We start from the raw sequence: 24,768 nt of genomic DNA, 5'->3' as shown, positions 1-24,768 counted from the left end.
TAACGATGACCATCATTGAAACCTATATCTCTGAATGTCCACCAGAACGTCAAGAAAAGCTACAACAATTATACGATCAAATCAAGGAGCTAGTTCCCCAAGCAACAGAAAAAATAGCTTACGGTATGCCTACCTTCTATTTAGATGGAAATTTAGTTCACTTCGCTAATGCTAAAAACCACATTGGTTTCTACCCTGCTCCTTCTGCAATTAAAGCATTTAAAGAAGAATTATCAGCGTATAAGACAAGTAAAGGAGCAATCCAGTTTCCTTTAGATTCCCCTTTACCAATGGACTTGATCAAAAAAATCGTTTTGTTCCGTGTCGGTGAGAATACACAATCTTGATGCCAAAATGGACGAATACTACTCGTCCATTTTATTCTTTTTTTGAACTATGTGTAAAAATTTTGCGATGTCTACTCTTAAGTTTTTATGTTTAAATCGATAGAAACATTTGAACAACTGTTCATTATAGAATTTTTTTGCTATAATATCACGGAATGTAACATTTTATTGAGGTGAAGCTTTTGGATAATCAGAATAATTCCAATCAAACGGAACGACATTCTTATACAATACCTGAAAAGAAAAAGATCATCATGGGCTTTAACGTGGTTATTCGAGTTTTACAGTCCTTATTTGTCTTTTTAGTTGTCATGTTGTTATTAGGCGGTGCATTAGGTTTAGGAATCGGTATGGGCTATTTTGCCTTTCTTGTAGAAGACACTGAACCACCAACCAAAGAAGAGCTTCAAACAGATATCAGTGATATCACTGAAGTCTCTAAGATGACCTATGCTGAAGGCACAAACATTGCCATGATCAAATCTGATTTGGTTCGAACAAGAGTTGACAGCGAGCATATTTCTCCTCTATTGAAAAAAGCGATCATCTCTACTGAGGATGAATATTTTGAAGAACACAAAGGAGTCGTACCGAAAGCTGTGATTCGTGCCCTTGTTTCTGATGCCACAGGTATCGGTGGTTCTTCCGGCGGTTCTACTTTGACACAGCAGTTAGTCAAACAGCAGATTTTAACTGACGAAACGACTTTCAAACGAAAAGCAAATGAAATCCTGTTGGCTTATCGTATTGAAAACTATTTTTCAAAAGATGAAATCGTCACAACTTATTTGAACGTTTCTCCTTTTGGGCGTAATAATAAAGGTGAAAACATCGCAGGTGTCGAAGAAGCAGCGAAGGGGCTTTTCGGAAAAAGTGCAAATGATCTCACGTTAGCCCAAGCAGCCTTTATTGCAGGTCTTCCGCAAAGCCCGATCATCTACACGCCTTACACAAACACAGGTGAGCTTAAAGATGATGAAAATCTTTCCTATGGTATGAAACGAAAAGATTTTGTATTGTTCAGCATGTATCGAGAAAAAGCGATCACTAAAGAAGAATACGAAGCAGCTAAAAGTTATGACCTGAAACAAGACTTCCAGCCACAACAAGCAGCGAATCAAAATACAGAAGGCTATCTGTATTATGCCGTTTTAGACAAAGCCGTTGAAGCGATCATGGACATCAATATCGAAAAAGCGGGTGTCAAAAAAGAAGACTTAGATGAAATAGGTCTCTCTCAATATGAAGAGCAAGCACGCAGAGAAATCCAAAATCGCGGCTACACGATTCAATCGACTATTGATCAAACGGTTTATGATACGATGCAAAATGCTGTTGCTGCCTATGGATATATGCTTGACGACGGTTACGGCGCTGGTCTTGTTGAGACAGGAAATGTACTGATGGATAACCAAACTGGTAAGATCATCGGCTTTGTTGCTGGTCGTGATTATAATGTCAGTCAAAGTAATCATGCGCTGGACACTGTTCGACAAGTTGGTTCGACGATCAAGCCGATTTCAGTTTACGGTCCGGCAATCGACCAGGGAATGATCGGTTCTGAGAGCCGTTTAGCTAACTATCCCACTTCTTACAGCGATGGTCGCGAATTGACGAATGCTACAAATTCCGGCACAAATACTTTTGATACTGTTCGATATTCACTAGAATGGTCATACAACATTCCAGTCTATCACCTAAATGAAGCGATGAAACAACAAATGGGTGATGATAATTTTTCTTATAATCATTATCTAAGCAAGATGAATTATCCTGCATCTGAAGCTTGGGCTTATGAGTCTGCACCATTAGGAGCTGTGGAAGCAACCGTACTTACTCAAACAAATGGATTCCAAACCTTAGCAAACAAAGGACAGTACCAAAAAGGCTATATGATCGAAAAAATCACTGACAATAACGGTAAAGTTATTTATGAACATAAGAATGAACCTGTTCAGGTCTATTCTCCAGCAACGGCATCCATCATGAATGACATGATGCGCTCTGTCCTTGATTCAAAAATCACTACACCATTTAAACCTGTTGTTTCCGGACTTAATCCTGATCTAGCAAATGTTGACTGGATCGGTAAAACAGGAACCACTGATCTTTACAAAGATTCTTGGCTAGTCGTTTCTACGCCAACGATCACACTAGGTTCTTGGACAGGCTATGATATTCCTACAGCAATGAGCCCAAATAGCGGGGATCAAAATAGTAATTATCTTGCTAACCTAATCAATGCTGTTTATTCTGTTAGGCCAGATTTATTCGGAGTAGGGCAAAAATTCACCCTTTCAGACGATGTCATTAAATCGACGGTCTCTAGTTTTACTGGTGAAAAACCTGGAACATTCACTTATAATGGTGGTACTTATACTGCTCCCGGACCAAATACAGTCTCTCTTTATGCCAAAGACGGCGCGCCAAAAAGCCAATATAAATTTGGTTATGGCGGCTCAGATGCTAATTATAGTGCTTACTGGGGACGTTATGCTACATCAGGTTCTAATAATTCTAGAACAACAACACCATCATCTTCAAACTCGAATAACACAACGCCTTCTTCTTCCGAGAAAAAAGAAGACGATAAAAAAGAGGATGACAAAAAGGATAATAATTAAAAAATACCGCCAACTGATTGCTCAGTTGGCGGTATTTTTATCAGATAAATTCTATTATTTAGTCGATCCTTTTTGATCCATACCGTAAGGTAAGATAACAGTTTTATCTTCGATTTCTTCTTTATTCATCAATTTTGTCAATAGACGCATAGAAACCGCACCGATATCATATAAAGGCTGTGTCACGCTTGAAAGACGCGGACGAGATACTTCTGTCAGTAGTGAATTATTGCTTGTGATGATTTCAAAATCTTCTGGTACTTTGATCCCAGCATCGATCATACCATCTAATAAACCGATCGCTAATTCATCATCTGTCACATAAGCAGCAGTTGCGCCGCTATTGCGAACGCGCTCAGCTAAGGCGATTCCATCTTTAAATTTATATTCAGATTCAAAAATAAGCCCTTCACTATACGTTAACCCATTATCTGCTAAAGCTTGTTTGTATCCTTTCATACGGTTTTGTCCGTTGATTGGATCGATCAGTGCACCACTGACAAATGCGATTTTTTTGTTGCCATTTTTTGCCAACATCGTTGTCGCATCTTTGGTCGCTTCTGTATAATCGATATTCACACTACCAACTTGCTCATCAGGATCGATCGAACCTGCCAAAACAACTGGTGTTTTAGAACGTGAAAATTCTCCACGGATCTCATCTGTGATATGATGTCCCATAAAAATGATTCCGTCGACTTGTTTCGCTAAAAGATTATTCAATACATTGACTTCTTTTTGATCGTTGCCGTCAGAATTTGCTAAAATAATGTTGTACTTGTACATCGTCGCTACGTCATCGATTCCTCGTGCTAACGAAGCAAAAAAGATATTACTCACATCTGGAATAATAACGCCAACAGTTGTCGTCTTTTTACTTGCTAAACCACGAGCAACTGCATTAGGACGATAGTCTAAACGGTCGATAACTTCCAAGACTTTTTTCCGAGTAGCTGGTTTCACATTCGGATTACCATTCACTACACGCGATACGGTTGCCATAGATACATTTGCTTCACGAGCAACATCATAAATCGTAATTGTTTGTTTTTCCATGATTATTCTCCTAAATAATTATAATTTTTCTATTTTCTGAAAACGCTGTTTACATTTCTCACTAAGAATAGCAGACTTTTTTTGTTTTTGCAACCGTTTTAATCTCATTTTCATGAAAATTTACTATATATTTCAAAAAGCGCTTTACGTGTTTTCGTGGTATGATAAAGATACAATTTTCTTATTATCAGTTTTGTAGAAAGAAGGAGAGTTATGAATCAAGAAAAAATCAATGACTTAAAAAAATGGATGGAAAAAGAACAGATCGATCTGACCTATATCAGTGATCCTGGCCACATTGCATATTTTTCCGGCTATCACAGTGACCCTCACGAAAGAGTTTTAGCTTTATTTATTTCATTGAATAGCGGATCATTCTTATTCACCCCAGCATTAGAAGTTGAGGATGCTGAAAATAGTTCTTGGAGTGAACCAGTCTATGGCTACCTAGATAGCGAGGATCCATGGGAAAAAATCACTCAGCTGATCAAGAAAAATGGCAATCCACTTAAAATAGCAACAGAAAAAGAAGCGTTGAGTGTTTCTCGTTTTGAACGTTTAAACCAAGCATTTCCTTCAAGTGATTTTTCAATCAGCGTCACTCCCGTCATCGAAAAACTACAGCTTTTAAAAACACCTGCTGAAGTGAACAAACTTATGGAAGCTGGAAATTGGGCCGATGTAGCATTAGAAATTGGATTCAAAGCAATTGCCGAAGGTGCTAAAGAACAGGAGATCCTTGCTGAAATTGAATATCAATTAAAACGTCAGGGTATCCGTTCTATGAGTTTTGATACGTTAGTCTTAACTGGAAAAAATGCTGCAAGCCCACATGGAAACCCTGGAAATACAGCTGTTGCAAAACAGGATCTTGTTTTGTTTGATTTAGGTGTTGTTTATAATGGCTATTGTAGTGATGTAACCAGAACGGTCGCTTATAGGGAACCAACAGATTTCCAAAAGGAAATTTATTCCATTGTTTTAGAAGCCCAGTTAAAAGCTATGGATGCTGTAAAACCTGGTGTGACAGCTGGTGAATTAGACGATGTCGCTCGGGGCGTGATCAGCGGTTACGGTTATGGAGAATATTTTAATCATCGACTAGGACATGGAATTGGAACAACCGTTCATGAATACCCTTCTCTAGTTACAGGGAATGATTTAGTAATTGAAGAAGGCATGTGTTTTTCTATTGAACCTGGTATTTACATCCCAGGCAAAGTCGGCGTACGGATCGAAGATTGTCTTCATGTGACTAAAACAGGCTGTGAAGCCTTCACAAAAACAACAAAAGAATTACAAATCATCGATTAGTAAAAAGAGTGCGAAACAAAACTAAAAATAGTCTTGTTTCGCACTCTAAAATTTAATAAACGATGGAAATAAAAGCCACTGTTACGCTTCGATCCCATTCTATTTTCTTATGATTTAATATTGTCAGCCGTTTCTTTGGCAATTTTTTTCGTATCTTGTTTTGCTTCCTCTACTTTTTCAGGAACATCTTTTGTGACTTCTTTCGCTTCAGATACACCTTCTGACACCGTTTCTTTTGCTTTTTTCGCTGATTCTTTCACATCGATAAAAATATCATCTGAAGCATCTTCAGCGATATCACCTAATTCATCCACTGAATCATTCACATCTTTTGCTGTCTTTTTAAAACGATCAGATAGCTCTCCAGTTTGTTTTTTGAATGATTCTAAAACGTTATCTGATACTCCTTGTGCTTTATCGAAAGAACCTTTTGTTTTATCTTTGACATTGCCAGCTAGATCACCTGCTTGTTCTCCTAAAGCACTTGCTTTTTCTTTCGCAATCGAAGAAAGCTCAGCCCCTTTTTGAGCAGCATAGTCTGTGTAATCTGTTGCTTTGTCTTTTAAATCATCTGCTTGATTTGCCAAGTCCTCACGTAATTCTTTACCAGATTTCGGTGCTAATAATAGTGCTGCCACTGCTGCTGCAGTTCCACCGATGATTGCTCCTAAGAAAAATCCACCTTTTTTTGCCATAGTTATTCCTCCATTATTTTTTTATTTTGTTGGTTCAATTTTTGTTTTCTTTTTCGGGCGAAATGCTTTGAATGCCGCTCCGCCTACTTTACTTACTACGCCAGCTTTCGCCGTTGTTTTGCCTACGGAGCCTACTTTCCCCAGTAAATTTCTACTAGAGTAATTCAAATCAGATACACTTTCACTCAATTCTGCCACTGCTGCAAATAATGGATCGATCGTTGCAACTTTCTTGTTGACATCTTCGATCAGCTCATTACTTTTTACTAAAAGTCCCTCTACTTGCCTAGATAAAATATCCACATCTTTCGTTACGATTTCGATTGTTTTATTTGCTTCATCAACTGTTGTTGAAACCTTTTCTACAGTTTTTCCGATTTTTATCAGTACTAAAATAATAAAGACCACTAATACAGCAAATGCTACTGCTGCGATAACTGCTGCTACCTCTCCACCTGTCATATTTCTGCTCCTCTCTGCAATTGTTATACACTTTTAGAATAACATCAACTAGCATTTTTCTCAAATTATTCAGTTGCTTTACTTCTTCAATTATAACAATTTAACCTAAAACTCTCTATCTTCCTTTGTGATTTTTCGTAAAATAATAAAAAAGACAGAACAATCGTCCTGTCTTTCATCATAATATTAATTTACTCTATTTCTCTTTTGATGCTTGTTCTTTCGAAAGCTCTTCACCTAGCTCAATAATATAATTACGAAGATTATCCTTCACTTCTGGGTGAACTAGACCATACTCGATACTGGTTTTCATAAAACCAAATTTATCTCCCACATCATAACGTTTGCCTGTGAATTCACGTGCGAATACACGCTGTGTTTTATTTAACGTATCGATTGCATCTGTTAGTTGAATTTCTCCACCTGCGCCAGGTTCTTGCGTTTCAAGAACATGGAAAATCTCTGGTGTTAGCAAGTAACGTCCAATAATCGCTAAATCACTCGGCGCTTCTTCTGGCGTTGGTTTTTCAACGAAGCTGTTAACGTTATATAAACCACTTGAAACTTCTGCTTCCGGATTGATAATACCATATTTTGATGTTTCTTCATGAGGTACTTTCATCACTGCTATCGTTGATGCATGAGTCGAATCATAATCGTTCATCAATTGCTTAGATAGAGGAATCTTATCTTCCATAATGTCATCGCCCAACATGACAACAAATGGTTCATTTCCAACAAAAGCCTTTGCTTGTAATACCGCATGACCTAATCCTTTTGGATGAGATTGGCGAATAAAATGAAGATTGACATCCGTCGTTTCTTCTACTAATTTTAATAATTCTGTTTTATTTTTCTCACGAAGATTGCTCTCTAATTCAAAGTTTGCATCAAAGTGGTCCTCGATTGGACGTTTTGCCTTGCCTGTAACGATCAAGATATCTTCGATACCAGAAGCCAATGCTTCTTCCACAATAAATTGAATCGTTGGCTTATCAACGATTGGCAACATCTCTTTTGCCATAGCTTTGGTCGCTGGTAAAAATCTTGTACCCAGCCCAGCTGCCGGGATAACCGCTTTTCTTACTTTCATTTTATCTTTCCTCCTATTTATACAAAAAACTCATTTTCTGTTTTACCATCACGCAACATGATCTCTTTTGCTGCTTGTTTCACGTCTTTACCTTCATAAAGTACACTATAAATGGCCGCTGTTATCGGCATTTCAACATTTAATTGTTGTGACAGTTCATAAGCCGCTTTCGTTGTCGAAACTCCTTCAACGATCATGCCCATGTTTTCAAGAACTTCATCTAAACTATGACCTTTTCCAAGCAGATTTCCTGCTCGCCAGTTACGAGAGTGAACACTTGTACATGTCACGATCAAATCACCCACACCGCTCAAGCCGATAAACGTCAACGGGTTCGCTCCCATCGCCACACCCAAACGGCTGATTTCTGCCAAACCACGAGTCATGATCGCAGCTTTTGCATTATCACCGAAGCCTAATCCATGGATCGCTCCCGCTCCTAAAGCAATGATATTCTTTAGTGCAGCACCTGTTTCGACACCGATCACATCATCATTTGTATAAATTCTAAAATAGTCGTTCATGAATAATTGCTGAACATAGCAAGCCTGTTCTAAATCTTCACATGCAGCAGTAATTGTCGTGATATCGTGTACAGCAACTTCTTCTGCATGACTTGGTCCAGATAAAACAACAACACCACGGCGCTTTTCAGCTGGTATCTCTTCCATCAATACCTCTGAAATTCGTTTATGGCTGCCTTGCTCCAATCCTTTACTAGCATGAATGATCAATGGTTGATTTTTACATTTCGCTGTAAATTCCTGTGCAACAGAGCGAATTGCTTTAGTTGGAACCACGAATAAAACAGCATCTACGTTGTCGATACATTCTTCCAATGATAGCGTTCCTTGAATAGATTCTGGAATCACTAGATCTGGAAGATAGTGTTGATTGGTATGATGCCTATTGATTTCATCAATTTGTGCTTTATTATTGCCCCAAATGCGAACCTCATGGCCATCCTCTGCTAAAACTTGTGCCAATGCTGTTCCCCATGAACCGGGACCTAAGACAGCAACTTTTTGTTTCATTGGTGAAAATCTCCTTTACAGAAAAGCCGAACTAAATTTCATCAGCTTTTATTTATAATAACTTACTAAATTTACTACTTTTATTACTTTCATACCCAATCTATATTTTACCATAGCACAGACATAATAGGCAGTTCTATTCTGCTTTTTTTATCGTTCCTTTTTCTCTGTCATAAAACTTGATCGCACCTTTTTTACGACGGAAAATCATTAAACCGATCGCACCGAAAAACAGCACAAGTGACACTAATTGGGAAACTCTGATACTGCCAAATGCATATAGACTATCTGTCCGCATACCTTCAATAAAGAAGCGACCGAATGAATACCAGATGATGTATCCTAAAAATACTTCTCCTTCTTTCAAGAAATTTTTCTTTCTTCTCAAAAGAACTAGAACAATAAAACCTAAAACATTCCAAACAGACTCATACAAGAATGTCGGCTGATGATAGGTACCGTCAATATTCATATTGTCGATGATAAATTTAGGCAAATGCAGTCCTTCCAAAAAGCTGCGTGTTGTTGCTGGGCCATATGCTTCATGATTCATGAAATTTCCCCAACGTCCGATAGCCTGAGCTAAAATCACACTAGGTGCTGCGATATCCAAAAATGTCCATGTTGAGATGAACCGATGTCTTGCAAAGAAGAATAACGCCAGACCTCCTCCGATCAAGCCACCGTAAATTGCTAAACCACCATTTCTAGTCAAAATGATTTCTATCGGATTATCTACATAATCCTGCCATTGAAAAATAACATAGTACAAACGAGCACCGACAATTGCACTCGGTAAGCCCCACAACATAAAATCGATCACATCATCTTCTTTTAAACCGACACGAACTGCTTCTCTACTACTTAGCCAAACAGCTAGTACTATTCCTGATACAATAATGATTGCATACCAGTAAACTGCTATTCCAAAAAGATTGAATGCAACTGGATTTACCTGACCTAACATTTGGCTGCCTCCTTAAATTAAAAGCTGAACAGGCTGGTCAGCTCTGACTGAAAAATAGGAAAATAAATTTGTGGCGCTCTTTGACACACATTTATTTTATCTTTTTTCCGAAGAGCTAGCCTGTGAAGCTAGATAGAATTAAAAGCTGAAAGAGCTCTTTATACCTCGAATGGAAAATAGGAAAAAATGATTGCGGCGTTCTTTGCCTCACTCACTTTTTTATCTTTTTCCCGAGAGGTTAGCTCTTGAAGCTAGATAGAATTAAAAGCTGAACAGGCTGGTCAGCTCTGACTGAAAAATAGGAAAATAAGCTTGTGACGCTCTTTGGCACACACTTATTTTATCTTTTTTCCGAAGAGCTAGCCTGTGAAGCTAGATAGAATTAAAAGCTGAAAGAGCTCTTTATACCTCGAATGGAAAATAGGAAAAAATGATTGCGGCGTTCTTTGTCTCACTCACTTTTTTATCTTTTTCCCGAGAGGTTAGCTCTTGAAGCTAGATAGAATTAAAAGCTGAACAGGCCCGTATAGCTCTGACTGAAAAATAGGAAAATAAGTTTGTAATGCTTTTTGACACACACTTATCTTATCTTTTTCCCGAAGAGCTGGCCTGTGAAGCTAATCTATTTCTAAAATCCGAATATTTTTATCCGTTAAACGTTTCCTGAATTTTCTTCAATCAAGCGTGTCAATCGTTCTTCAAATGCTTTTGTCGCATCATATCCCATTGTTTTCGCACGGAAATTCATCGCAGCTACTTCAATGATGATCGCAACATTTCGACCTGTTTTTACAGGGATACGAATCTGCGGTACATCTACATTAGCGATCTCGATCATTGCATCATCTGAACCTAAGCGATCATATTTTTTATCCTTCTCCCACGCTTCAAGATACACGACCAGTTGAACCTGCATAAAGCCACGAACAGCACTGGCACCGAATAAGTTCATTACATCAATGATCCCAATACCGCGGATCTCGATCAGATGCTGCAGTATTTTTGGCGGCTCACCGATCACTGTCAGCTCATCCTGCTGATAAACGTCGACCCGATCATCTGCGATCAAGCGATGACCTCGTTTAATCAATTCTAAGGCCGTTTCGCTCTTACCAATACCGCTATCGCCTTGGATCAATACACCTAAACCATACACATCGACTAATACACCATGGATGCTGCTTCTCACAGCCAAGCGCCCATCCAGATAGCTGGAAATCTCGCCTAATAATCGTGAAGTTGAAATCGGTGAACGTAATACAGCTAATCCTTTTTCTTTCGCTGCCTGCACCATTTCCTCCGGAGCTTCTAATCCTCTGGAAATAATGAATGCCGGCGTATCTTTCTCACATAAACGACGCATGACCATTAAGCGTTCTTCCGGTATCATCCGCTCAGCAAAGGTGATTTCTTTACTGCCGAATAACTGTAAGCGATTATGGGGATAATAATTAAAATAACCAGTCAATTCTAAACCAGGACGTGAAATATCTCCTGTTGTGATCTCTCTATTTAAACTTTCTTCATCGCCATAAACGACTTCTAAAGAAAGCTTTTCTACCAGTTGATGAATTTTTACAACTTCTTCCATATTCGTCATCCCTTCTTGTTCTCTACTCGTTTCATTTTATCATTTCAAGCAGGAAGTTACTAGCCATTAACAAGATTGTCCCTATTTGTTTTACACCATAAAGCAGCTTAGAACTGCTCATTGACTATCAACGATTAATTTGTATACTTAACTTGTATACCATCCATCAGCCAAAAAAATATGGGATGTGAGCCAGTATGAACGATACTTTGAAGAATCAGGCAAAGGAATTGCCACTTACACCTGGTGTCTATTTAATGCAAGATAAACATGGAGACATCATCTATGTTGGCAAAGCAAAAAAATTACGTGAACGAGTCAGCAGTTACTTTATCAAAAATAAACAGCATTCTAAAAAAACATTGCGGATGATCCAACAATTGACAAGCTTTTATACGATCGATGTTCCAACTGAACTTGATGCTCTCTTATTAGAATGCGAACTGATTCAAACCCATCGCCCCATTTATAACCGTCAAATGAACACATTCGAAAAATATAAATATTTTGAGATCAATATAGAAGATAAGGAGATCAAACTCAATATCTTACCTGCTCCAACAGAAAAAAATTGCTTTGGTCCTTTCTCTATCCACAGAAAGCTTGATCAGGTGAAACAAATTTTAGAAGAACTATACGGATTAAATAAAAATAATTACTGGCATCAAACTTTTTCAGATCAGTCAACGATTACTTTAGATAGAGACGTGATCATTAAAGAGCTATTTGAAGCCTTTACTTTGAGCGGCGAACAACCACAAAAGAGACTGGAAACAAACATGCTTTTAGCTTCTGAAAATTTCTCATTTGAACGCGCTGGAAAACTGCGTGAAGAATGGCAGTTTCTTACTCACTTTTTCAACCAAAACAAAAAGCTGATCCTTGCCAGCCAAACAGACTGGCAGCTGCTTTGGCTGCCTTATGATTCAAAAATAAAATATTATTTGATCTATCAAGGCTTGGTCATCAATAGTCGGATTTATACAAAACAAACTTTCCATAAATATACTGCGGCAGAACTAGCTCAAAAAATACTGCCTAAATCAAAACCGACACACTTCAAACGATTTTCAAAAGACCAAGTTGATTTTATCAATATTTTATATAGCTACATCAATCAGCACGAAGAGTGCCGATTCGTTGATTTGGATGATCCATTTATATAAAAAAGGATAAAACCAAACGAAAGTCGTCTGAGTTTTATCCTTTTCTACTATATTTATCTAAGTTGCGTTCACTAACGATTGCATTGACTAATGACATGATTACCGCCATTAAAATCGCTGCACCAAAACTTGAAAAACCAAAGTTCATTTCTCCTACAAAAGAAGAGGTCATTTTTAACATCGCTGCATTTACAACAAAACTGAATAACCCAAAGGTGAGCAGTGTAAACGGCAATGATAAAATCGTCAGAACTGGTTTTACGAGCATATTCAAAACAGAAAGTACGAATGCGGCTACGATTGCCATACCAATGCTTCTTACAAAAATCATATTAGGAAACATCACTGAGAGTGACACAAAGGTCAACGTGTTAACAACTAAACGTTGAAAATATGTCATTAGAAGTCACTCCAGTCATCATCATCCACTTTTTCAGCATTTTTTCTTGGTTTTTGTCCGTTTGCATATGGATTTGGATTACGAGTATTACGATTATAAGGGTTTTGATGCCCATATCCGCCTTGATTATTGCGTCTTCCAGAAGGAAGTAAGACAGCTAATGCAATATAAAGTAAAAAGCCAGGGAATCCTGCCGAGAATATCGCAAGAATCACATAAATCACACGAACGATCGTTGGATCTACACCGATCCATTCTGCAATCCCCGCCAAGCTTCCTGTTAATACTACGTTATTAGAAGATTTCGTCAATGGTCTTTTCATTATTTTCACCTCTCATCTTTATGATTTTACAATAGAATGGATGAAGAATCATCCTTTTTTTCTTTTTATTTGAATAATGGTCGAGAAGCAGCTAAGTTCTTTTGGCTTATCATCTCAACCATTACCCAAACCTATGGATTACTCACACTGGTCAATGATTCTACTATTTATTTATCTGTATCTTTTAAATAAATATTTCCTGTTGTTGTAGAAGCATTGATTTGTGCCATATTTTCATCGTTTAAGCGTCTGAATTGTAACAATTGATTGGTTCTTTCTTTTTTCTCACGAATAACGTCATATTCACTTAATCGGCTATTGATGCTGCCTAAGCTTGTTTTGACCGTTCCTTCGATACCAAGTTCTTTTGGTAAAGCAATTTTTACGTTTCCGTTGACAGAGCTTGCTTCAACTTTTCTTAATGTGTTTTCTTTTGCAGTAATGCGCACATCTCCGTTGATCAATGAAACACCCACCGTTTGCGGAGTTGCAGCAATTGTTACTGTTCCGTTAACTGTTTCGATGATATTGTCTAGGATTTCTCCATCTAAGACCTTGATATCTCCGTTTACCCCTTCGATTTCAAGCATTGTCGCATCAATTTTGTTGAATGTGATCGAGCCATTTGTTGATTTGGCATAAACATCTTTTGCTTTCAACGATTCAACAAGAACGTTCCCATTCAATAATTTGATCGATACGTGATCAAAGGTGCGTTCTGGTAAGTAGAAAACTAAGTCTGCACGAACACGTTTATTCGGGATTTGGAAGGAAATGACTTCATCATCTACATCGATTTGGCTTCTTTCTAGGAATGCTTCTAATGGTGTTTCTGCATCCATTTTGCCATATAATTTGATTTTTCCTTCTACTTTGACATCTGGTTGATCCCAAGTTTTGAAAACGATATTTCCATTAGCTACTTTGACATCGATCAAGCTTGCAAGTGGTGATGGATAATTGAATTCATGTTCAAATTTTGTCGTTGCGACACCTGGAACTTTGAAGCTCACGTCTTTCCATTCCACGTTGTCATTCATCGTTTCACTAAAAGAAGTGAATGTCTTTTTAAGAAATGATCCTAATTGGGAGCCTGCTTCACTCATTTTTTCGCCAACTTGATTGATCGTGTCTGTGGCTTGCTCTTTCCAATCATCCGGAATATCAAATTTAGAAGCAACACGGTCTTTTGTTTCTGACCATTGTTCTTTGCGAATATTCTTTAATTCTGCTTCTAATCTAATTTTTTCTTGGTTTCTTTCATCTAATGAATCTTCAAGTTCTTTGATCTCAGTTTCTAATGACGTTCTTAATTCTAAATCTTCATTTGTTAATTCGCTAAGCTCTTCCTTAGTATTCAATTCCATCAATTTTTCTTGCGCTTCTTTGATTTCCTCTTTCACACCAGCGATTTCAGCGTTGATTTCGTCTAATTCTACAGAAGCACGATTAGCTTCTGTTGCAAGATCATCAAGAATTTTTTCTAAACGTTCACGATCTTCCGCTTCTTTTGCTTCTACATCTTCATCTGAAACTTCAGGTTCGATGCTTTCTTCTGCATTTTGTTCCAACTTATCTACTAAATCTACGACTTTATCATTTTCTTTTGAATCGACAGTTGCACCAGTTACGTTTACTTGATCGGCAGCTTTTTTGATTTGTTTCTCATCTTTTTCAGTTGCCATATTTTCTAATAAGACTAAAGCTTCTTCAGAAGACAGGATGCCTTTTTTAACTAAGTCTAATACTCTTTCTCTTTCTTTCATGGAAATTGCCTCCTTAGCAAATTTTTCACCCAAGGGTGTTTTCCTTATGTACCTATTATGCCCTCTTTTTAATTATTTGTCATAGGACTTAAGAATGAATTTTCGATAGTCCTCAAGTGCAACCATTTCTTTCTATTATTTATACGTGCCTTACTTATAAGTATATTATAGGTAGAAATTGACCGATAGGCATAAAAGAAAGCCTGAATCAATGTTGTATTGATTCAGACTTTCTTTTTATAAACATGCGCGTTTTATTTGATCCCCTATAGACTAGGAATGGATCTCTCTATAAATCAATTTACTTTCTGGAATGTTATTACCGATGCGGATATTTTCTTTGATCATCATTTCAACATCCCTGACCTCTTTTTGATTGGCGAAAATAGTAACTAAAGATTCTCCTTTTTTAACTGGATCTCCTACTTTTTTACGTAAAACCAATCCAACAGCTAAATCAATATCATCCTCTTTTGTTTCTCTCCCGGCACCTAGCTTCATTGCTGCAACTCCAATATTGTCCGCCACGATTTCAGAAACAAAACCTTCTGTATCAGAGAGAACTTCTATTTCGTACTCCGCTTGCGGTAATAACTCTGGATTTTCGATCCAATTAGGATCTCCGCCTTGGTTTTTAATGAATTGTTTGAATTTAGTAAGTGCTGAGCCATCTTCGATGACTCCTTTCAGCATTTCTCTTGCTTCTGCTAAGGAATCTGTTTTGCCGGCAAGCACGACCATCTGACTACCTAAGGTCAATACTAGTTCTGTTAAATCCTCTGGGCCATGGCCTTCAAGTGTATCAATCGCTTCTTTAACTTCTAGTGAATTGCCGATCGCATTGCCTAAAGGTTGTGACATATCTGAAATGATCGCCATTGTATTTCGTCCAACGAGATTCCCGATACGAACCATTGCTGAGGCAAGTTCTGCCGCTTCTTCTTCTGTCTTCATGAAAGCACCTGCGCCAGTCTTTACATCCAAAACGATTGCATCTGCTCCTGCAGCGATTTTTTTACTCATGATTGAACTGGCGATCAAAGGGATTGAACTAACTGTTGCTGTAACATCTCTTAGAGCATATAGCTTTTTGTCTGCAGGTGTCAGATTTCCAGATTGTCCGATCACAGAAATCTTATCACGATTGACCATTTCAGTAAATTCTTCATCAGTCAATTCCACATGAAAACCAGTGAAGGCTTCTAATTTATCGATCGTACCACCTGTATGTCCCAGCCCGCGACCTGACATTTTAGCAAAAGGAATATCTAAAGCAGCGACTAATGGTGCTAAGACCAAAGTTGTTGTGTCGCCAACACCACCAGTGGAATGCTTATCTACTTTGATTCCATCAATATTCGATAAATCGATCACATCACCTGAAGCGACCATCGCCAAGGTCAAATTGGCCCGTTCTTCGTCTGACATGTCCTGGAAATAGATTGCCATCATAAAAGCACTTGCCTGATAATCAGGAATCGTACCATTCGTATAGCCATTAACAAAAAACTCGATTTCTTGCTTACTCAGTTCTTTGCCATTTCTTTTCTTTTCAATAATATCTACCATTCTCATAGTTGGCTGCCTCACTTTCATATTTATTTTCTTATCTTAATATCCGTCTGTTGTATTTTCGCTTGTTGCATCAACGATTGCAACACTGGAGCTAGCACCGATTCTTGACGCGCCAGCATGGATCATAGCTTTTGTATCTTCAGCTGTTCTAACTCCGCCGGAAGCTTTGACTCCAATATCAGGTCCTACAGTTTTACGCATTAAGGCAATATCTTTTACTGTTGCTCCGCCTGTTGAAAAACCAGTAGAAGTCTTGACAAAATCAGCGCCTGCCTGAACTGACAAGTTCGAAGCAGTAACGATTTCTCTATCAGTCAAAAGGCATGTTTCTAAGATAACTTTAACAAGTGCTCTTCCTTTAGCTGCTTCAACAACACCTTGAATATCTTTCAAAACTGTCTCTTCATCACCTGATTTCAATGCACCTACATTGATCACCATATCAACTTCTGTCGCACCGTTTTTGATTGCATCCTCTGTTTCAAAAACTTTGACACTAGTCGTATTCGCACCCAATGGAAATCCAATCACTGTACATACCTCAACTGATGTTTCAGCTAATTCTTTACTTGCTAACGCCACCCAATATGGATTAACACAGACAGAAGCAAATTCATATTTCTTTGCTTCTTCAATAATAGTACGTAAGGCTGCTTCATTTGCCTCAGGTTTCAATAATGTGTGGTCGATCATTTTGTTTACGTTCATCGTCTTCTCCTTCTTAGAAATTCCGTTCCTAAATAGCGAAATTTCGTTCATACATAAAATTTATAAAAGAGTAGAAAAAATACTTCTACTCACCTATCTCACTTAATAATTCAATAATTTCAGAGCCGTGAATTTATCGATCAAAAGAACATTTGCATATCCGCCAACTAATGCCCCATGGATCGCTTTGACTTTTCGATCGCCGCCAGCAATCAAAATCGATTTTTCCTTTTTCTTCAGCTCTTCAAGTTCGATACCGATCGTTCTGCTATCGATCTCTTCATCGCTAATCTTACCATTTTCATCAAAAAATCTAGAGCAAATATCCCCTACAGCATTTTCCTTCAACGCTTTTTCTTCAGATTCAGTAAAGTAACCTAAACGAAAATGGAGCGATTCACTTTGAACTGTTCCAACTGTAAATACAGCAATATTCGCCTGCTTTCCTAAGTTGATGACCTTACTGATGTGTCGATCTTCGACAACTAAATCTTTCGCTATCTTACTATCTAAAATAACTGGTAAAGGAAAGGTCTTTGCTTTGGTATTCAGCTTTTCTGCAAATAATGTCAATGTCTCAAATGCATAGTTATTGACATCAAAATAGGCGATACCACCTTTTAATTGGACAACCTCAACACCTTTGATATCTAAATGATTCATCTTAGATACTGTCTTGTGCATCGTTGTTCCCCAACTGATGCCAATAATATCTCCACTTTTGATGATCCCTTCTAAATACTCTGCAGCATAAGAAGTTAAATATTCAGAAATAGAGTTATATTCTGGATCTGGAGAGAATGCGACCTGAACATCAGTTAGATGATATTTCTCTTTTAGTTTTTGTTCAATCTCAAATAAATCTGAAAAAGGATCAAAAATCGTGATTTGAACATATCCTTTTTCCTTCGCGTAATTCAATAACCTTGAAATCGTGGGACGCGATACATTCAATTTTTCTGCAATCTCCTGCTGACTAAGCGAAGATTGATAGTAAAGCCTTGCAACTTCGATACTTAGCTGTTGTTTTTCTTTATCCATACCCATTGTCCGTTCTTTTTTATTTGTTTTATTATATCAAGAACAAACTGGGAAAACAAATACCTACTTAATCTGTCAAATACATCGCTCTTAATTCATTTAGTTTTTCTTGATCGATATTTAGACATTCTGCCGCATATTTTTCAGCTGTACCAAAGTTTTTCTCAATCAAATTGAATGCGTGATCCAGATATTCTTCTTTGACATACAGCGCTGTTGCTAGCGATGCCAACTGTTCTTCGTCAAAGCCTTGTTCTCTAAACTGTTGGATCAGCTGATCATTTGCTTGCTTTCTTTCTGTGTTGGTGATCAAAAAGTCTTTGTAGATTTCTTCTTTTTCTACATCTAAAAGTAATAATAATAATGCAGAGGCATATCCTGTCCGATCTTTACCAGCAAAACAATGGAAAATCGTTGCTCCTGTTTTATTCGCTAAAATATAGTCCATAAATTCGGTAAAGCCTTCCTGCGCTCCCGGGTTTAAAATCAGATCTTCATAAACCCCTAACATATGCTGATCAACAGCGTCGATCGATTTCAATTTAGCAAAATCTGCCAAACTCGAACTTTTAGCGTTCATTTTACCTAATAAATCTAAATTGATATACTCAACATCTTCGATCGGTGTATCTGGCGACTCACTGATTTCAAAATCTCGTCTGAAATCGATGATCCTTGTCAAATTGAACGTATCAACAAGTAAGTCTTGTGTTGCTTGATCTAAATTCACCAGATGACCCGAACGCAATAATTTTCTTCGTTTTACTTTTTTCCCGTTTTTATTTATGATACCGCCTAAATCTCTAAAATTTGTGATTTGTACATTCATTCATTTATTCCACCTTTATACGTTTACTTGTTTTCTTTTTCTTTCTTCTGCAAATGCAACGATCCCTAAAAGAACTGCGATGATCACGATTGAAATGTAAAATATGATAAACGTATCATTCCAGCCATGCAGAACATGTCCAAAGAAGTTTACTCCATTTTTGGATGGATCCGAGATCTTAGCCAATAAAATTTTTGCCATCGAATCACCAAACAAGTAGGCAAATGCGCCAAGCAATCCGCCAGATACAACTGTCGCCTTTTTAGGTACGAAGCCCAACATCGAAAGGTTGATCAACAACTGTGGGCCAAAGATCATCATACCTAGAATAAATAATGCACTATTGATCACTACTTCTGTCGTACCGATCTGATACGCAATGATTCCGATCGGTAACAAAATAGTACTGATCGTTGCAACTAAAGCAGGTCTACCTTTTAATAAATCTGAGATGTAGCCCCAGCCAAGACAGCCGATCAAAGCACCCATTTCAAAGTAGAAAATAGTTTGAGCTGCAGCTTCTTGAGAAAAATTCAGATGCTCTGTTACATATAGTGGTGCCCAGTTATCGATACCAATACGAACAATATAAACAAATACATTGGCCACACACAGCACCCAAATGTATGGATTCGTTAAAAGATATTTCTTGAAAATCTGCCATTTCGTTAAGTTCTCAGCATCTACATTCGCTTCTTCCACTGGTTCACCAAAGATTTCTTCGCTTGAATTCCAGCCAAGATCTTCTGGTCTGTTTTTACCGATAAAGAATGTTACGATCGCAATGACTGCTGCAACTAATGCTGGAATGATAAACATCCCTGCAACCTGACCCTTAAAAAAGGTTTGAGCACACCATACAGCAAAAATCCCTGCAAAACCGCCACCAATATTATGTGAAGCATTCCATAAGCCAATGTATCTGCCACGATTGCTTCTAGTTGTCCATTGCGTGATGACAGAAGCACAACTTGGTCCGCCTACACACTGGAAAAGTCCGTTCAACGACCACAAAACAACGATCCAGCCCATTGGGACATTATTCATTGTAAAAAGAATTCCCATACACAAAACGGTGATCGATGATAATAGCAGCAATATAGATAAGATTTTCTTTGTATTTTTTCCATCGACGATATAACCAACGATAAATTTACCAAAACCATAAACGATGGAAAAGACAAAACCAATATAACCTAGATCTGTTGTAGTCAGCCCTAACTGACTTTTTAACAACGGTTGTGCTGCTTTAAAATTATTTCGGATCATATACATCGTAATGTAAATGACAACAACGACCAAAAACGGTTTCATAAATTCTTTGAACCATTGTTTTCTTTGTTCAGTCAAGGTCAACTGATCTTGTTTACCAACAACTTTACTCGTTTCTTCCAAATTATCTCACCTCGAAAAAATTGATTATAATGGTTAGCGCTTTCCAATATAGTTGTATCATACACGACGAAAGAACAAATGTAAACACTTGTTGAAATTTTGTTCAAATTATTTTTTTAGAAAAAAGTATCTCAACTATGTCATTTTAGCTGAGATACTTTTGTTTTTATTCAAATAAATTTTTTTCTGTTGTTTGTCATAACTTATTCATCGTGATTACTATTTAGTTCAGTGATTTTCCCAGTCGCCAGATAAACGATCCATTCACAAATGTTTGTTACATAATCACCGATACGTTCTAAATAAGTCGCTACATGAAGATAGTCCGTTCCACTCACTACTGTTTCCGGATTAGACTGCATTGCTTCAATACAGTGGCTGTAGATACTATCAAAATATTCATTTACTCGAGTATCCATTTTAGCGATCATTCGAGCATCTTTTTGATCTGTTTTCACGTATGCGATCAACACATTATCGACCATTTTTTTAACATAATCGGACATGTCTGAGATTTCTTTTTCGATTTCAGGAATACGCGTTTCCCCTTTTAGACGAATCGTTGACTTAGCGATAGACACCGCATGATCTGCCATTCTTTCAAGGTCAGAGCTGGCTTTCATGACCGTGATGATCATTCTCAAGTCTGTAGTTACTGGTTGTTGTAACGCGATCATTTCAAAACTTTTCTTTTCAAGCTTTACTTCCATATCATTGATTTCAACATCATAATCGATGACTTCATTAGCGATTTTTTTATCATGGTTGATGTAAGAACGTACCGATTTATGTACAACATTACTCACCATCATTCCCATTTCATAAAACTGATTATGCAGATTTAATAATTCTTCTTCAAACTGACTACGCAACATGTGGTTTCCTCCTTTTTTATCCAAATTTCCCAGAAATATAGTCTTCTGTTTGTTGTTCCTTTGGATTTAAGAATATTTTCTTTGTGTCATTAAATTCTATCAATTCCCCTTGTAAAAAGAAAGCAGTTTTATCAGAAATTCGAGAAGCTTGTGACATATTGTGTGTCACCATGATCATCGTATATTTCTCTTTTAAGGTCAACAACATATTTTCGATCTTCCCGCTTGAGACAGGATCGAGCGCACTCGTCGGTTCATCCAATAAAATAATTTCCGGATCTACCGCTAAAACGCGAGCAATACAAACCCGTTGTTGCTGTCCACCAGATAAGGACAACGCACTTTTATGCAGTTTATCTTTCACATCGTCCCATACTGCAGCGGCTTTTAAACTGGTTTCAACCGCTTCATCCAATACCTGCTTATCCTTTTCACCTTTTAAACGCAGCCCGTAAATAACATTCTCATAAACCGAAAATGGAAAAGGATTCGGCTGTTGGAAGACCATCCCGATTTCTTTACGTAAATCAACCGTATCTGTCTTTGGTCCATAAATATCTTTTCCTTTATAAACCACACTTCCAGTGATCGTCACCCCTGGAATCAAATCATTCATTCGGTTCAATGAACGAAGATACGTCGATTTACCACAGCCGGAAGGACCGATCATTGCAGTGATTTCACCCTGATTGATACTTAGATCGATCCCTTTGAGTGCTTCTTTTTTACCATAATATAGATGTAGATCCTTTGATGAAATAATCTCTTTTGTCATCTTGTTCCTCCTAACCAAAATGTCCAGAAACATAATCTTCTGTGGCTTGAATTTTTGGTCGTGTAAAGATTTTTCTGGTTTCATCGTACTCGATCACTTTACCAAGATAGAAAAAGGCAGTGTAATCACTGATACGGGCAGCCTGTTGCATATTATGTGTCACGATAATAATCGTATAATCATCTTTCAAATTGACTAAAGTTTCTTCAACTTTACCAGTTGAGATTGGATCTAAAGCACTTGCCGGCTCATCCAGCAATAAAATATCCGGTTTCATCGCGATTGCTCTGGCAATACACAAACGCTGCTGTTGTCCGCCGGATAATGCCAATGCACTCTTATCAAGATTATCTTTGACTTGATCCCAAAGAGCAGCTTGCTTTAAACTGGTTTCAACAATTTCGTCCAATTTTTTCTTATTTTTTTCACCGTGTTGTTTTAAAGCAAATGTGATATTTTCATAAATCGATTTACTGAATGGATTTGGTCGTTGAAATACCATACCGATCCGTTTACGCATTTCATAGACATCCACTTCTTTGGTATTGACATTCACACCTTTGTACATAATGTTTCCTGTTACTCTTGTATTAGCGATCCCGTCATTCATTCGATTCAACGAACGCAGGTAAGTTGATTTTCCGCAACCGGAAGGTCCGATAAGTGCAGTGATTTTATTTTTTTCAAAGGCTAAGTCGACACCTTTGATCGCTTCATTATCTCCATACCAGACATGTAGGTCATCTGTATGTAAAGCGACCGGCTCCGGCACCTTGATAATATTGGTTTCATTCAAATTATATTCTTTCATTCTGATTCCCCTAACCTTAGGCTGATGTCATTTTCTTATACAATCTGTTTCCAATAAAACGAGCTCCGAAGTTGAATAATAAAACAACTAAAATCAAGACTGCAGAAGCTCCAGCAGAAACAGCCGCACCATCAGGCATTGTTCCTTCTGTGTTGATTTTCCAAATATGAACAGCTAGCGTTTCAGCTTGTCGGAAAATACTGATTGGGCTAGATACGCTTAATGGGTTCCAGTTTGTGAAATCAAGTGCTGGTGCACTTTGACCCGCTGTATAGATCAATGCTGCCGCTTCACCAAAAATCCTTCCAGAGCTTAAGATCACTCCAGTCAAAATCCCAGGTAAAGCCTCTGGAACAACCACCTTAGTAACGGTTTCCCAACGAGATAGACCTAAAGACAACCCAGCCTCACGCTGTGTATAGTGCACTGCTTTTAATGATTCTTCAACGTTTCTAGTTAAGAGCGGTAAATTAAAGAATGTTAGAGCTAGGGCACCTGAAATAATTGAAAATCCATATCCCATTTGCACAACAAAAATCAAGAAACCAAATAAACCAACTACAACTGAAGGTAATGAACTTAAGATTTCAATAGATGTCCGAATGACATCTGTTACCCAGTTTTTCTTAGCATACTCAGACAAATAGATGCCTGCGCCTAAAGAAATCGGAAAGCTGATCAACATTGTGATCAATAATAAATAAAGAGAGTTAAAAAGCTGGATACCAATACCCCCGCCAGCCTGATAGGCTTTAGAAGGTTTTGTCAGAAAGTCCCACGAGATATGAGGAATTCCTCGGACTAAAATATACAGGAGCAGCGCTGCCAAAATCAAAACGATCACGCCTGAAATAAAATACAGGACACCTGTTGCAAATTTATCTGCTTTTTTTGCATTCATTATTTCAAGGCTCCTTTCCTACCAATGATTCGGATAATAATATTGAAGAACAGTGACATCAGTAATAAGATCAATGCTAATGACCATAAGACATTGTTTTCGACTGTGCCCATGATCGTATTTCCAATCCCCATTGTTAAGATACTTGTCAAAGTTGATGCTGGTGTCGTTAAACTTGATGGCATGATAGCCGCATTTCCGATGACCATTTGAATTGCCAGTGCTTCACCAAATGCACGTGCCATCCCAAAAACAACAGCGGTCAAAATCCCAGGCACAGCAGCACGTAACACAACTTTATAAATCGTTTGCCAACGTGTGGCACCTAGAGCTAGTGAAGCTTCACGATAATGACGCGGTACTGATTTCAATGCATCGACCGTCATTGTTGTAACTGTTGGTAGGATCATAACAAAAAGTACAAATGTACCGGCTAAAATCCCGAAGCCGGTCCCACCAAAAATTGAACGAATAAACGGTACGATCACTGATAGTCCAATAAAACCATAGACAACAGAGGGAATCCCAACTAATAATTCAATTACAGGCTGTAAAATTTTCGAACCTTTTTTAGGAGAAATTTCTGTCATGAAAACCGCTGCTCCAATTGCAAACGGCGTCGCAATGATTGCAGACAAAAATGTAACGATAAATGACCCCGTGATCATTGGCAAAGCGCCAACCATTGGCTTTCCATCTGTTCCTGTCTCACTAGGATTCCAATTCTTTCCAAATAGAAAGTCTGAAACACCGATTTTATTTGTAAAGAAGGTTGCCAAGCCTTTACTCGCCACAAAATAAAAGATCGATAATACTACTAAAACAATCAAAGCGATGCAAAGGAAGCTAATGAACTTTCCTCGTTGTTCCATCTTGGCACGTTTTGATTTAGTTAACAATTTTTTCTGCACATCTTCCAAGAAAATTCCTCCTTATTTTAAAAGCGTGATGAGCTTGGCCCACTCTGACAGAAAACTAGACAAAATCAAATGCGTCACTTTTATCTTTTTCCTAAAGACC

General features: G+C 37.8%; 24 protein-coding genes. 4 read left to right on the top strand and 20 right to left on the bottom strand.

Annotated elements, in window-relative coordinates; translation table 11 throughout:
- Positions 1 to 5 precede the first annotated feature (5 nt).
- Together H3T55_RS09880 and H3T55_RS09875 are read left to right on the top strand one after the other, a co-directional pair.
- On the top strand, positions 6 to 347 hold the full coding sequence (locus H3T55_RS09880; protein WP_225534334.1) for an iron chaperone: 342 nt from the start codon (positions 6 to 8) through the stop codon (positions 345 to 347).
- Between the two features lie 182 nt (positions 348 to 529).
- Positions 530 to 2,971 (top strand): penicillin-binding protein, encoded by a 2,442-nt coding sequence (locus H3T55_RS09875; protein ID WP_263864679.1) that lies wholly within the window; start codon positions 530 to 532, stop codon positions 2,969 to 2,971.
- Positions 2,972 to 3,025: 54 nt separating this feature from the next.
- Here the strand turns inward: H3T55_RS09875 and ccpA are convergent, their stop codons facing one another.
- A complete protein-coding gene (gene ccpA, locus H3T55_RS09870; protein WP_087641307.1) occupies positions 3,026 to 4,027 on the bottom strand; it encodes a catabolite control protein A in 1,002 nt (333 codons plus the stop codon).
- Positions 4,028 to 4,240: 213 nt separating this feature from the next.
- On the opposite strand from ccpA, the gene H3T55_RS09865 reads away from it, so the two are divergent.
- Entirely contained in the window at positions 4,241 to 5,341 is a 1,101-nt protein-coding gene (locus H3T55_RS09865; RefSeq protein ID WP_225534333.1) for an aminopeptidase P family protein, read from the top strand.
- Positions 5,342 to 5,448: 107 nt separating this feature from the next.
- Here H3T55_RS09865 and H3T55_RS09860 read toward each other — a convergent pair whose 3' ends face one another.
- The 6 genes from H3T55_RS09860 to hprK all read right to left on the bottom strand — a co-directional run bounded on the left by H3T55_RS09860 (position 5,449) and on the right by hprK (position 11,183).
- Entirely contained in the window at positions 5,449 to 6,036 is a 588-nt protein-coding gene (locus tag H3T55_RS09860) for a YtxH domain-containing protein (protein ID WP_225534332.1), read from the bottom strand.
- A gap of 21 nt (positions 6,037 to 6,057) precedes the next feature.
- Entirely contained in the window at positions 6,058 to 6,498 is a 441-nt protein-coding gene (locus tag H3T55_RS09855; RefSeq protein WP_087641304.1) for a DUF948 domain-containing protein, read from the bottom strand.
- 196 nt (positions 6,499 to 6,694) lie between these two features.
- Positions 6,695 to 7,591, bottom strand: a complete 897-nt coding sequence (gene galU / locus H3T55_RS09850; protein ID WP_225534331.1) for a UTP--glucose-1-phosphate uridylyltransferase GalU — start codon at positions 7,589 to 7,591, stop codon at positions 6,695 to 6,697.
- A gap of 17 nt (positions 7,592 to 7,608) precedes the next feature.
- Positions 7,609 to 8,625, bottom strand: a complete 1,017-nt coding sequence (locus tag H3T55_RS09845; protein ID WP_225534330.1) for an NAD(P)H-dependent glycerol-3-phosphate dehydrogenase — start codon at positions 8,623 to 8,625, stop codon at positions 7,609 to 7,611.
- Between the two features lie 136 nt (positions 8,626 to 8,761).
- Positions 8,762 to 9,592 (bottom strand): prolipoprotein diacylglyceryl transferase, encoded by an 831-nt coding sequence (gene lgt / locus H3T55_RS09840; protein ID WP_225534329.1) that lies wholly within the window; start codon positions 9,590 to 9,592, stop codon positions 8,762 to 8,764.
- Between the two features lie 652 nt (positions 9,593 to 10,244).
- A complete protein-coding gene (hprK, locus tag H3T55_RS09835; protein ID WP_087641300.1) occupies positions 10,245 to 11,183 on the bottom strand; it encodes an HPr(Ser) kinase/phosphatase in 939 nt (312 codons plus the stop codon).
- A gap of 197 nt (positions 11,184 to 11,380) precedes the next feature.
- Here hprK and H3T55_RS09830 point away from each other — a divergent pair, with 197 nt between their 5' ends.
- Complete coding sequence (locus H3T55_RS09830) at positions 11,381 to 12,349, top strand: GIY-YIG nuclease family protein (protein WP_225534328.1); 969 nt, start codon at positions 11,381 to 11,383, stop codon at positions 12,347 to 12,349.
- Between the two features lie 34 nt (positions 12,350 to 12,383).
- Here the strand turns inward: H3T55_RS09830 and H3T55_RS09825 are convergent, their stop codons facing one another.
- The 13 genes from H3T55_RS09825 to pstC all read right to left on the bottom strand — a co-directional run bounded on the left by H3T55_RS09825 (position 12,384) and on the right by pstC (position 24,668).
- Entirely contained in the window at positions 12,384 to 12,749 is a 366-nt protein-coding gene (locus H3T55_RS09825) for a phage holin family protein (protein ID WP_087641298.1), read from the bottom strand.
- Positions 12,749 to 13,072 (bottom strand): PspC domain-containing protein, encoded by a 324-nt coding sequence (locus H3T55_RS09820; protein ID WP_087641297.1) that lies wholly within the window; start codon positions 13,070 to 13,072, stop codon positions 12,749 to 12,751. The genes H3T55_RS09825 and H3T55_RS09820 overlap by 1 nt, the downstream gene beginning before the upstream one ends.
- A gap of 167 nt (positions 13,073 to 13,239) precedes the next feature.
- Positions 13,240 to 14,838, bottom strand: coding sequence for a daptomycin-sensing surface protein LiaX (liaX, locus tag H3T55_RS09815; RefSeq protein WP_087641296.1), 1,599 nt, complete (start codon positions 14,836 to 14,838; stop codon positions 13,240 to 13,242).
- 273 nt (positions 14,839 to 15,111) lie between these two features.
- Positions 15,112 to 16,413, bottom strand: coding sequence for a pyrimidine-nucleoside phosphorylase (locus H3T55_RS09810; RefSeq protein WP_225534327.1), 1,302 nt, complete (start codon positions 16,411 to 16,413; stop codon positions 15,112 to 15,114).
- A gap of 36 nt (positions 16,414 to 16,449) precedes the next feature.
- Positions 16,450 to 17,121 (bottom strand): deoxyribose-phosphate aldolase, encoded by a 672-nt coding sequence (gene deoC / locus H3T55_RS09805; protein ID WP_225534326.1) that lies wholly within the window; start codon positions 17,119 to 17,121, stop codon positions 16,450 to 16,452.
- A gap of 102 nt (positions 17,122 to 17,223) precedes the next feature.
- Entirely contained in the window at positions 17,224 to 18,168 is a 945-nt protein-coding gene (locus H3T55_RS09800) for a sugar-binding transcriptional regulator (RefSeq protein WP_318654257.1), read from the bottom strand.
- 61 nt (positions 18,169 to 18,229) lie between these two features.
- Positions 18,230 to 18,991 (bottom strand): tyrosine-protein phosphatase, encoded by a 762-nt coding sequence (locus H3T55_RS09795; protein ID WP_225534324.1) that lies wholly within the window; start codon positions 18,989 to 18,991, stop codon positions 18,230 to 18,232.
- A gap of 15 nt (positions 18,992 to 19,006) precedes the next feature.
- A complete protein-coding gene (gene uhpT, locus H3T55_RS09790) occupies positions 19,007 to 20,386 on the bottom strand; it encodes a hexose-6-phosphate:phosphate antiporter (RefSeq protein ID WP_225534323.1) in 1,380 nt (459 codons plus the stop codon).
- Between the two features lie 203 nt (positions 20,387 to 20,589).
- Complete coding sequence (gene phoU, locus H3T55_RS09785) at positions 20,590 to 21,261, bottom strand: phosphate signaling complex protein PhoU (RefSeq protein WP_087641291.1); 672 nt, start codon at positions 21,259 to 21,261, stop codon at positions 20,590 to 20,592.
- 16 nt (positions 21,262 to 21,277) lie between these two features.
- A complete protein-coding gene (gene pstB, locus H3T55_RS09780; protein ID WP_069661845.1) occupies positions 21,278 to 22,036 on the bottom strand; it encodes a phosphate ABC transporter ATP-binding protein PstB in 759 nt (252 codons plus the stop codon).
- 10 nt (positions 22,037 to 22,046) lie between these two features.
- Positions 22,047 to 22,847: a phosphate ABC transporter ATP-binding protein PstB gene (gene pstB, locus H3T55_RS09775; protein WP_087641290.1), complete on the bottom strand. Its 801-nt coding sequence runs from the start codon at positions 22,845 to 22,847 to the stop codon at positions 22,047 to 22,049.
- Between the two features lie 16 nt (positions 22,848 to 22,863).
- A complete protein-coding gene (pstA, locus tag H3T55_RS09770; RefSeq protein ID WP_087641289.1) occupies positions 22,864 to 23,748 on the bottom strand; it encodes a phosphate ABC transporter permease PstA in 885 nt (294 codons plus the stop codon).
- Positions 23,748 to 24,668 carry a phosphate ABC transporter permease subunit PstC gene (gene pstC / locus H3T55_RS09765; RefSeq protein ID WP_087641288.1) on the bottom strand — a complete coding sequence of 307 codons (921 nt, stop codon included), beginning with the start codon at positions 24,666 to 24,668 and terminating at the stop codon, positions 23,748 to 23,750. The genes pstA and pstC overlap by 1 nt, the downstream gene beginning before the upstream one ends.
- Positions 24,669 to 24,768: the final 100 nt, after the last annotated feature.

The sequence above is a fragment of the Enterococcus sp. S22(2020) genome, assembly GCF_020295385.1.
In the GTDB taxonomy this organism is placed as follows: Bacteria; Bacillota; Bacilli; order Lactobacillales; family Enterococcaceae; genus Enterococcus_L; species Enterococcus_L dunnyi.
The sequence above is the reverse complement of the archived record's forward strand: the minus strand, read 5'-3'. Positions and strand labels throughout refer to the sequence as shown.